Origin of the sequence: Falsiroseomonas oryzae, assembly GCF_027856955.1 — a bacterium.
GTDB classification, from domain to species: Bacteria; Pseudomonadota; Alphaproteobacteria; order Acetobacterales; family Acetobacteraceae; genus Falsiroseomonas; species Falsiroseomonas oryzae.
Window position 1 is genome coordinate 1 of the sequence record NZ_JAPSMD010000185.1, and the last position, 10,416, is coordinate 10,416.

Sequence of the window (10,416 nt, forward strand, 5' to 3'; positions counted from 1 at the left end):
GGCCCGGCCTCCAGCAGCGTCACCACACAGCCGCGCCGCGCCAGCAGCAGCGCCGCCGCCATGCCGCCGATGCCGCCGCCGACCACCAGCGCGCGCAGGCTCATGCGGCAGGCCGCCGGCGACGCTTCGGCCCGCCCAGCGCGCTGTCCATCGCGGTGACGATGCGGGCGACATCCGGCGCCTGGAGGTCCGGGAAGAAGGGCAGGCCGAGTGTGGTCTCGGCCAGGCGCGCGGTGGTGCGCAGTTCCTCCGCCACCGGGCATGGTGCAAAAGCGGGGCTGGCATGGCAGCCCGCGCCCCACCACGCCCGCGTCCCGACGCCGTCCAGCCCCAGCGCCACCGCCACCTCCGCCGCGCGCCGGCCAGGCGGCAGGCGCAGCACGCAGCTGGAGCTCACCCACGCCTCGCCGAAGCCGGGCAGGAAGCCGCAGCCCAGCGGTTCCAGCCCCGCCCGCAGCGCGATGCCGGCCGCCATGTAGTCGCCGCGCCGCGTCGGCCATTGGTCCAGCGAGGCGAGGCCGACCGCCGCGTGATACTCGCTGAGCTTGGCGTTCAGGCCCGCCACCTCCGCGATCCGGGCACCGAAGAAGCCGAAATTCGCCGTGCGCTTCACGCGCCGCGCCAGGTCCGCGTCGCGCGTCGCGACGAAGCCGCCCTCGCCCGCGCAGACGGTCTTGGTGGCATGCATGCTGACCACCGCCGGCGCCATGCCGACGCGCAGCCCGTCGAAGGCGGCGGCGGCGTCGATCACCACCGGGATGCCGGTGCCCGCCGCCAGCTCGTCCCAGGGCGCCGGGTCCAGCGGGAGGCCGAAGGGCGCCACGGTGACGATGGCGGAGACCGGCAGCTCCGTCCGGCGCGCCAGCCCGCCGCGCAGCGCCGCGCGCACGCGATCCGGCGTCAGCGTCCAGCACGCCTCGTCCACGTCCAGGAAGCACGGCGTGAGCCCTGCCGCGACGGCGGCATGCGCGGTCGCAACGAAGGTCCAGGACGGCATCAGGCACAGCCCGCGACGCTGCGCCGCCGGCCGGTCCTCCAGCACCGCGCGCAGCGCGCAGGCGAGGCCGTCCGTGGCGGTGGAGACAGTCACCACGGCGGCGCCGAGCCGCTCGGCCAGGCGCCGCTCCAGCTCTGCGTTCAGCGGGCCCCAATTGGCATAGATGCGCGCCGCGTCGATGCGTCGGAGATAGGGCAGCAGCGCGCCGGCATCCGGCAGCCAGGGCCGCGCCACCGGGATGGCACGCGGCATCGCCACCGGCTCCCGCCGCGGGATCAGCGCCGTTCCGGCGAGACCATCCATGCTGTCCTCCTCAGCCCGCGCCGGGCGGCGCATCGAGGATCGAGCCCGCCTCCAGCGCGATATCGAAGCTCTCGGGCGGCAGGCCGTGGCACCAGCGCCGCCACATGCCGTGCAGCGCCACCTCCAGCCCGTCCACCACCCGCGTCGGGTCGGTCATGCCGCGCGCCAGGCTGTCGCGCAGGCCTGCGCGCACGGCCGCAAGCTCCGGCACGCGCGCCGCCCAGGCGGCCGCCCTGGCCAGGTAGTCTTCCGGCGATGTCGCGATGAAGCCGTGCAACCCGACATGCGCCATCAGCGATGCGCCGACGCGCGCCTGCATGGTGTCGCCCGCCAGCGTCAGCGTCGGCACGCCCATCCATTGCGCGAAGCAGGTGCTGGTACCGCCGGCATAGGGAAAGGTGTCGAGGATCAGGTCCACCTCGTCATGCAGCGCCAGGTAGCGCTCGAAGCCGGTGCGCGGCTGGGTGTCGAGCCGTGCGGCGTCGATGTCGTGCGCGGCGAAGGCATCCAGCAGGCGCAGCCGGGCGGGCTCGTCGGGGATGGCGGCCACCATCATCCGCGCGCCAGGCACGGCGTGCAGGATGCGCGCCCATAGCGCGATCACCTCCGGCGTCACCTTGCTCAGCCGGTTGAAGCTGCCGAAGGTGATGTGGCCGCGCGTCAGCGCGGGCAGCGGCGCCACCGGCGGCTCCACCCGGAACGGCTCGAAGACGGTGGAGAAGGGCAGGCGCAGCAGCTTCTCGGTGAACTGCGTCTCCAGCGTCCCGTGCGGCGCCAGCATCGCGTTGCACAGGAAGTAGTCCATCCGCGTCAGGCCGGTGGTGGCGGGATAGCCGATCCAGCTGGCCTGCACCGGCGCCGCCTTCGCCGCGAAGACGGCCAGCCGGTGATGCGCCGTGTGCCCCGAGAGGTCGAACAGGATGTCGATCCGGTCCGCCGCGATCTGCGCCGCCAGCTTCGCATCCGTCATCGCATGCGCTTCCGTCCAGCAGGCGAAGGCGCGGCGGAGATGATGCGTCACGTGGTCGGCGGTGGGATAGGTGGAGTACGCGTAGAGCTCGAAGCCGCGGGCCCGCAGCTCGAACAGGAACGGCGCCACGAAGTGCGAGACCGCATGCGCCCTGAGATCGCCGGAGACGAAGCCCAGCCGCGGCGGCCCGGCATGCGCGCGCAGCTTCCGCGAATGCCGCATCGGCGCGACGCGCCGCTCCAGCCGCGCGCCGTAGTCGCGATGCGCCTGGAACAGCGCCTCCGGGCCGGACTCGCCGCTATGCGTCTCGCAGAACAGCAGGCCGGAGCCGGCCAGCACCTCGTCCGGGTCGCGCGCCAGCGCGGCGCGGAAGCAGGCCAGCGCTTCCTCGATGCGGCCCTGCAGCTGCAGGATGTGGCCGAGCGTGGCGTGCACCGAGACGCTGTCGTCCCCCACCGCGATCGCGCGGCGGACCATCGCCTCGGCATCGGGCAGTCGGCCTACCACCTTCAGCGCCGCCGCCAGGCCGGTCAGCGTCTCGCCGTTGTCGGGGTCCAGCTCCAGCGCGGCGCGGTAGGCCTCGGCCGCCTCCGCATGACGCAGATGCTGCAGCAGCACGCCGGCATGCGCCTGGCGCAGATGCAGCGAATGCGGCTTGACCTCCACCGCGCGCGCAAGCTGCGCCGCGCATTCCTCCAGCCGGCCGGTCGCCTGCAGCAGCGCGGCCAGCGCATGCTTGAGTTCCGCGACGTCCGGGCAGAGCGCATCGGCCTCGCGATAGGCGGCGATCGCCTCCTCGGTGCGGCCTTCGCGGTGCAGCGCGTTGGCGCGCTGCCAGGCAGCGGCGGCCGGCCCGGCATCGGGCGGCAGCGTCGCGACGCCGAAGCCGCCCTGGTGGGTCGCCGACCCGTCATGCGCGGCGGCGATCAGGCGGTCCAGCCGCATGCGTGCCGCGACGTCACCCGGCGCCAGCGAAACGACGCGGCGCGCCGGCGGCAGCGCCTCCGCAGGACGGCCCAGCGCCTCGAGCGCAGAGGCGAGGAACTCATGCCCCGTCGCATGGTGCGGCCAACGCTTCACAGCCTGGCGCGCCAGCGCCGCGACCCGGCCATACCGGCCGCGCTGGAACAGCCCCGCCAGCCGCCTCGCCTCCGCCACCAGCGCAGCCGGCGGTCCTGCAGCGGGCGCCGTGGGCGTGCCGTCGACGGCTTCGGTCGGTGCAGGATCCTCGGCGCGGGGCGCACCGTGCTCCGCCTGAACGCGCAGCAGGATCTCCAGCGCGCCGGCCTCGGCCCGCGGCAGGCCCAGCGCCACCGCCTGTTCCAGCGCCTGCCGCGCCGCATCGAGCAGTCCTGCCTGCGCCAGGGTCGCGACGAAGCCGCGCCAGTGCAGCGGCTGCGACGGATCCTGCTCGAGCGCGGAGATGAAGTGGGGCAGCGCCTCCATCGGGCGGTCCTGGCGCGCCAGGGCCTCGCCCAGCAGCGCCGCACCGTGCGCATCGGTGCACCCGGCGAGCAGCGCCTCGGCTTCCGCCGCGTGGCCTTCCAGCAGCAGCGCCGCAGCGGTGTCGGCCGCCGCTGCCTGCATCGTCGCCCGGTCCACAACGTCGAGCACGCCCGCGCATCCCCGCTTCACTGCGGCAGTACGGCGTGCTGCGCCCGGTGCGCGACACGCGGCATCCTGCCGCCCCGGCCGCGCGATCCCGCCGGCCGGTCCCGCATCCTTCCACGCCGCGGGTTGACGGACCGTGACCGCGCGCGCGTCAACGATTCTTCCACCCTTGTCGCGCATGGTGGCGCGGATGCGGGGTCAGCAGCAGCGTGACCCGCCCGCGCGCCAGGATCGCGCCCCGTCCGGAAGAGTCCGCCATGATCCGCGATGCCGCCACCTCCGCCACGGTCGTCGCCGTGGGCCAGCCCCCAACGAGCCAGACGCGCGCCACGCAGCCCGCGCGCGACGAGGGGCCACCCGCCTCAGCCGCGGCCGACCCAACGCAGGTCGTGACCAACCCGTCGCTGCGACTGGACGCAGCGTTGAACCTGGTGGTCATCGAGTTCCGCGACTCCGCCGGCGAGGTGATGGCCAGCATCCCCTCTCCGCGCGAGCTCTCCGCCTATCGCGTCTCGGGTCCCACGCCGGAGGCCGACACGCCGGCGCGGCTGGACGTCACGCGCTGAACGAGACCCGGCGGCCGACCAGCGATTCCAGCCCGGGCCCACCGCCGCCGAGCAGCGACAGCACGGGGCTCGCGGCTGGCGCCGGCTGCAGTTGCGCGACGTAGCGCGCGGCCATCTTCGCGACCTCCTTCGGATCCTGCAGCTTCGCCACGTCCAGCCGGCGCGTCAGCAGGTCGCGCTGCTGCTCGAACTCCAGCGTGCCGAAGGAGGTGGGGATGCCCAACGCGCCGCGCACGACCTCCGTCAGCGCACGGTCGCTCATCAGCTGCGCGATGGAGGTGACCTGGCCGGCCATGCGGCGGAAGTAGAGCGCTTCCCGCAGGCCGGGATTGGCGTCGCCCATCGCCTTCTCGAAGCGGTTGGTCATCGCGCCAGCGATCACACGGTCCACGAGCCGGCTGTCCGCCAGGGGCGCCCGGCGCGTCTCGAGCGGCGCCTCGTCCGGCAGGAAGGGGGCAGTGTCGAGCATCGCCCGGCCCGCGGCCGACAGCGCGGCGCGCTGCGTCGGATCGAAGGCGGCCGCCTGGTTGGCGGAGAAGGCGCCGACCTGGTCATCCGCCAGCGCGGCCATCTGCGCAGGCGTCAGGGCGGTGAGCTGCGCCGGGGAGAAGGCGCGCAACTGCTCCGGCGACAGCGCGGAGATGTCCTCCGGCTCGATCGCGGCCACCTGCCATTGCAGCAGCCCGCGCAGCTGCGCCGGGGTCAGCGCCGCAACCTGCGCGCGACTGAGCGCCGCGACGTCCCCGGTCTCCATGCCGCCGATCGCCTCGGCCGAGATGGCGCCGATCTGGGCCGGGTCGAGGGCGGCGATCTGTTCCGCCGTGAGCGCCTGGACCTGCAGGAAGTCCAGCCCGGCGATGCGGTTCAGTTCGAGCTTCGCGACCTCCTCCGGCGCCTGCCGCCCCAGCGCCTCGGCCGAAAGCGTCACGGCGCGGCTGGATGCGAAGGCGTCCGCCAGCGCCTTCCAGCGCGGGTCTGACAGGCGGTTCACCAGGCTGCCCTGCGCGGCCGGATCCTCCGTCAGCACGCGGCGCAGCGTGGCACGCTTGTCCACCTCGGTCTCGAGCTGGAACGCTTCCAGCACCAGGCGCAGCGTGCGGCGGTCCTTCAGCAGCGCTTCGACATCAGTGATGCGGCCGGCGGCCTCCCGCAGCCGCGCGGCCTCGGCCTGATTGTCACGGCGCGCCGCGAAGCGCGCCTGCAGCGCCTCGCCCTGGCGTTCGGCGATGGCGAGCGCAGCCTGCGCGCCGACGCCGGCCAGCATGTCAGGCGGCCCCGCCGGCAAGAGCCGGCAGGCGCGGCAGCGACGCGGCCTGCGCCTCCAGCCCCGCGATCATGTCGCGGTGCAGCGCGATCAGCGGCTGCAGGCTGGCATCGTCCATCATGCGTGCCGCGGCCTCCCGCTGTGCCCAGATGCCGAGCGAGATCAGCCGGCCCTTCAGCTCGTCCGGCAGCCCGTTGCTGTCGAGCGTCAGGTCGCCGACCAGGATCGACCAGAGCTGCGCCGTCTTCTGCAGCGCCGTGGCGCGCGCCGGCACGTCCCCGGCGCCGGCCAGCAGGCCGTTGACGTAGCGGAAGGCGCGCAGTTCCAGCTCCTTCGGCGAGGAAGCGGCGTTCTGCGCGGCGGCGTAGCGTGCGACACCCATTCTGCGGCGGCCCGGTCGGTTGCGTGGGGGAGAAGGGCGGAAGGGGCACCACGGGCGCCCCTTCCGGTTCGATATCAGCGGAACAGGCTGAGCAGCGACTGGCTCTGCTGGTTCGCGATGGACAGCGACTGCGTCGCCAGCTGTTGGCGCGTCTGCAGGCTGGTCAATCGCGCGCTCTCCTCGGCCAGGTCGGCATCCACCAGCGCGCCCAGGCCCTCCTTCAAGCTGTCTCGCAGCTGCACGCTGAAGTCGCGCAACCCGTCCACCTGCTGCAGCGAGGCACCGATGCGCGCCAGGATGGTGCCCGCCGTGTCGATCGCGCCGTCCACCCGCGCGATCGCGCCCTGCGCGCCGCCGATCAGCCCGACCTGCGCCCCGGTGACCGCGGTGGTGCCGTTGCCACCATTGGCCACGGCGGTGGCATTGCTGACGATGATGCTGCCGCTGTTGTCGAAGCCGGCATTGATGCCGTCCTGCGCCATCGCCTGGATCAGCGTGCCGAGCACGGCAAGTGGCGACTGCGTGGCGGTGAATTCCACCGCGCGGACGATGGTATTCGGCCCGGGGGAGCCGGCCAGCGAGGCGTTGTTGTTGAACTCGTAGACGAAGGTCGTGGTGCCGACCGTCACCGAGAATCCGACGCCGTCCGAGATCGCCAGCGAGCTGTTGAAGGAGATCTGGTTCGCGCCCTGGTTCACCGTCAGCCCCGCCAGGTTGAGGCCACCGGCGGAGGAACGAAGATCGGAGGAATCGATCGAGGTCACCGTACCGGTGATGTCGCGCAGCACCTGCAGCGAGCCGGTCGTGTTGCTGTTGATCAGGTTCACGCCGTTGAAGGTCGCCGAATTGGCGAAGGCGTCGATGTTCGACAGCGAGGACGTGATCTGGTTGTTCATCGTCGTCGCATCCAGGCCCTGCTGCTGGCCCTGGGTGATGGTCTGCTTCAGGCGGCCGAGCTCGTTGCTGATCCGCGTCGCGGCGTCGCGCGCGACGGAAAGCGAGGCCCGGCCGAAATTCTGGCTGTCGATGACGGCATTCAGGCCGTTGAGGTCGGCGCGCATGCGCTGGGCGATGGTGAAGACGGCGGGGTCGTGGTTGGCCTGGCTGATGCGCAGCCCGGTCTCGATGCGCTGCTGCGTCTTGCCCATGTCGCCCGAGATGGTGTTGAGCGACCGCACGGCGGCCATCGCCGCCACATTGGTGTTGATCGAGGACATGGTCCTCTACTCCCATACATTTTGTTCCGCGCCGGGTTTCGCGTTTTGCTGCCCGATCGCGTGGCCCGTGCGGCGATCCGCCCGGGGCGGGGCCGGCGCCAGACGCCGGCTTCCCGTCACCACCATCCTCTCCGGAAGGGGTGAAGACCTGGTGAAGCGTCGCTCAGTCGAAGGCCGCGCCCTGCGCACCGCCCGCCGCGCGCAGCGCCGCGACGGCTCCCGGCGGCAGCGGCACGCCGCTGTTCGGATCCAGCCCGAGCACGGCCGCCTCGTGGCGCATCACATGCCGCACCAGGCGCAGGGCCTGGTACCACTCCTCCTGCTCGGCCAGCGTCAGCGCGCGCTCCAGCAGCTGCCGCGCCATGTTCGACGTCGTCGCCTCCTGGAAGTCGGCGGTCAGGCGATGCGCGTCGGCCATCGCCTGCTCGCGTTCCTCCTCGGGCCCCACATAGGCGCATTGCAGCGCGAAGTAGATGCGCCTCGCCGGCGTATTCGCCGCCTCCGGCGTCATCACCTGCTTGCCGAACAGGAAGCGTGCCCGCGCCACCAGTTCGACGCGGGTCCGGCTGCGGAACCGCAGCGAGGCCCCGTTCACCACCATGAGGTCCCCTGCCCGCATCTCGAGCACCAAGGTGGACATGCCACTCTCCTACCTGTCGGCGCAGCGGCATGCGCCGCCGCGCCGGCAGCCGGCCTTTGCCGGCAGTTGCGCGATTTTCGCCGCCACGCGGCCAGCCGCGTGCCCGTTCCTCGGGTCTGCACCACGCCGCCGCGAAAGAGGGCGACGACGCGTGACGCGGCCAATCATGGCGGGGAGCGCTTAACCGCACCTGAAGGCGCCCTCACCGCAGCAGGGAGGCCAGCGACAGGCGCGAGATCGTCGCCGTCGTTTCGTAGGATGCCTCCAGCCGCAGCCGCGTCTGGCGCAGCGTCGCGGAGGCCTCGGCCAGGTCCACCTCCTCCACGCGCGCCAGCTGCGCGCGCATCGCCACCATCAGGTCGCGGTGCCGCTCCCGACTGGCTTCCACGCGCTTCTCCGCGGCGCCCAGCGCACCACGTTCCTGCGCGATGCCGGCGGTCGCGCCCGACAGGCCCTGCGCCACGCCGACCAGCAGCGCGTCATAGCCCTGCCCCTGCGCCGCGGAGGCCGGCGTCAACGCGGCGAGGGTGGCAAGGCCGCGCAGCAACTCCCGCCCCCAGGCGCCTGCGACCTGCCCGGCCTGGTCCTCGCTCGGCAGCACGCCCCAGGCGATGCGTTCGTTGTCGGCGACCTGCACCGCGCGGCGCGGCTCGGCCAGCCCGGGGCCTTCCAGATGCGCGTTGAACGGGGCCGTGGCCGGCGCGATCGCAGCCGCCGCGGTGTTCGCCAGGACCAGGGCGGCATTGGCCGGCGTCAGCGCCGCGACCTCCGCCGCGATCGCCGTCGCCAGCGGACCGGTCGCGATGCCCGCGGCGTTCGGCACCGGCGCCTGGGCCAGGTCGCTGCCGGCGAAGAGGTATTCGCCCCCGTGGCGCGTGTTCAGCAGCGCGGCCGCTTCCTCCAGCGCGGACCGTGCGGACCGCGCCAGCGACTGCACCGCGGTCTGCCCGAAGGTGCGCGCGCGCTGCGCCTCCGCCGCGATGTCGGAGGCAATTGATTCCAGCCTTGCCAGCACGCCCTGTGTCGCGTCCATCCGGCCGAGAGCCGCATCGGCGGCACCGACATAGGCGTCCCGCCGCGCCAGGTCGCCGCGCAGGTCGATCGCCAGGCGCGCATCCTGGCCCAGCGCGCCATGCGTCTCGCCGCGCTGGCCGGTTGAGACCTGCCGGCCCAGCTCGTCCAGGCGCAGCCGCAGCCGCGCCTGGTCCAGTGCCATGCCGCCGATGGTGGAAATGACCGACATGCCTCAGCGCCCCTCAACGCACCGCGCCGAACAGCGCATCCCACATCGCCTGCACCGTCGCGACCACGCGGGCATTCACCGTGTAGGCGTTCTGCAGTTCCACCATCGCCGCCACCTCGCGGTCCACGTCGACGCCCGATCGCTGTTGCATCCGCGCGCCCAGCAGCTCCCGCAGCGCGCCCGCGCGTTCCCCGCTCGCCTCCGCCCCGGCACGGGCGGCCGCCTGCTCCGTCACCAGCGCCGCGCCATGCGCCTCCAGCGTCAGCAGGCCGGACAGGCCGGAGACCAGCGTGCCGTCGGGCCCCAGGCCGGCTGCGGGAATGGCGGGCTGCGGTGCTCCGGCGGCGACATCCGCGCCGAAGGTGAAGTCCAGCAGCCGGTCCAGCAGCGTCGCGAAGCCGGCCGGCCCGCCGGGCGGGTTCGGCGCGAAGGCGGTCGGCCCGCCCGGCACGGCGACGACGACATGCGTGCCATCCCGCACCAGCGCGGGGTTAGCGGCCACCGCGGCGTTCACGCCGATGGCCGCGGCGAAGCCGAGCTGCGCACTGCCGGCATAGGGCAGCGTCACGTCGGGCACGGCGCCGGCGCCATCGGTGAACAGGCGCAGGCCCTGCGCCTCGAATCGCGCGGCGGTGTGCGCAGCGGAGAGGTCGAGTTCGGCGGCCATGCGCGGCAGGGTCAGGTCACGCAGCTCCGCCGCGGCGGCCATGCGGCCGCCCATGATTCGCCGCGTCACGTCCTGCCCGCCGAGCATCACGCCGGGCAGGGTGCCCGCCCCGCCGTGCCAGGCGCCCGCGCCGACGGTGGCCGATGCCACCGAGAAGGCGGCCGATCCGTCCAGCGGCAGCACCAGCCCGCCCCGCGCCACCAGTGTCACGTCGCCCGCGCCGCCCCGGATCACGGAGACGTCGAGCGATTCCGACAGGCGCCCGATGGCGCGGTCGCGCCGGTCCTCGAGGTCGGCGGCGGTGCGGCCGGCGGCGATCTCGCGCCGGATGTCGAGGGTCAGCGTGCCGATCTCCGCGAGCGCGGCGTTGGCGGCCGCAGCTTCCTGCACCAGCGCGTCATGCGCCGCCTGGCGCGCACCGCCGATCGCCGCGGCGACGCCGTTGAAATGCGCGGCCAAGTCCTCCGCGGCGGCGACCACCGCACCGCGGCGGATCGCGTCCTCGGGCGCCTCGCGCAGCGTGGCGAGGCTGGCGCGCAGGCCGGAGAGCCGCCCG

The 10,416-nt window shown here is 73.6% G+C and carries 10 protein-coding genes; 1 reads left to right on the forward strand and 9 read right to left on the reverse strand.

Annotated features, from left to right (window positions below; all coding sequences use genetic code 11):
- The 3 genes from OZN99_RS33555 to OZN99_RS17380 all read right to left on the reverse strand — a co-directional run.
- On the reverse strand, positions 1–104 hold a 104-nt coding region (locus OZN99_RS33555; protein WP_408611857.1), incomplete at its 3' end, for an NAD(P)-binding protein.
- Positions 101–1,300 carry a DegT/DnrJ/EryC1/StrS family aminotransferase gene (locus OZN99_RS17375; RefSeq protein ID WP_270936524.1) on the reverse strand — a complete coding sequence of 400 codons (1,200 nt, stop codon included), beginning with the start codon at positions 1,298–1,300 and terminating at the stop codon, positions 101–103. The genes OZN99_RS33555 and OZN99_RS17375, both read right to left, overlap by 4 nt.
- A gap of 10 nt (positions 1,301–1,310) precedes the next feature.
- The gene (locus OZN99_RS17380; protein ID WP_270936525.1) at positions 1,311–3,884 is read right to left on the reverse strand and encodes an O-linked N-acetylglucosamine transferase family protein; all 2,574 of its coding nucleotides are present in this window, start codon (positions 3,882–3,884) and stop codon (positions 1,311–1,313) included.
- A 254-nt stretch (positions 3,885–4,138) separates the two neighbouring features.
- Between OZN99_RS17380 and OZN99_RS17385 the strand changes: the two genes are divergently transcribed.
- Positions 4,139–4,447, forward strand: a complete 309-nt coding sequence (locus OZN99_RS17385; protein WP_270936526.1) for a hypothetical protein — start codon at positions 4,139–4,141, stop codon at positions 4,445–4,447.
- On the opposite strand, the gene OZN99_RS17390 is transcribed toward OZN99_RS17385, so the two are convergent.
- From OZN99_RS17390 to OZN99_RS17415, 6 genes are all read right to left on the reverse strand, one after another.
- A complete protein-coding gene (locus OZN99_RS17390; protein ID WP_270936527.1) occupies positions 4,437–5,711 on the reverse strand; it encodes a DUF1217 domain-containing protein in 1,275 nt (424 codons plus the stop codon). The genes OZN99_RS17385 and OZN99_RS17390 overlap by 11 nt on opposite strands.
- A gap of 1 nt (position 5,712) precedes the next feature.
- Positions 5,713–6,093, reverse strand: a complete 381-nt coding sequence (locus tag OZN99_RS17395; protein WP_270936528.1) for a flagellar biosynthesis regulator FlaF — start codon at positions 6,091–6,093, stop codon at positions 5,713–5,715.
- A 74-nt stretch (positions 6,094–6,167) separates the two neighbouring features.
- Entirely contained in the window at positions 6,168–7,310 is a 1,143-nt protein-coding gene (locus OZN99_RS17400; protein WP_270936529.1) for a flagellin, read from the reverse strand.
- Positions 7,311–7,473: 163 nt separating this feature from the next.
- Positions 7,474–7,950, reverse strand: a complete 477-nt coding sequence (locus OZN99_RS17405) for a flagellar biosynthesis repressor FlbT (RefSeq protein ID WP_270936530.1) — start codon at positions 7,948–7,950, stop codon at positions 7,474–7,476.
- Positions 7,951–8,152: 202 nt separating this feature from the next.
- The gene (locus tag OZN99_RS17410) at positions 8,153–9,193 is read right to left on the reverse strand and encodes a flagellin (protein WP_270936531.1); all 1,041 of its coding nucleotides are present in this window, start codon (positions 9,191–9,193) and stop codon (positions 8,153–8,155) included.
- A gap of 13 nt (positions 9,194–9,206) precedes the next feature.
- On the reverse strand, positions 9,207–10,416 hold a 1,210-nt coding region (locus tag OZN99_RS17415), incomplete at its 5' end, for a FlgK family flagellar hook-associated protein (RefSeq protein WP_270936532.1).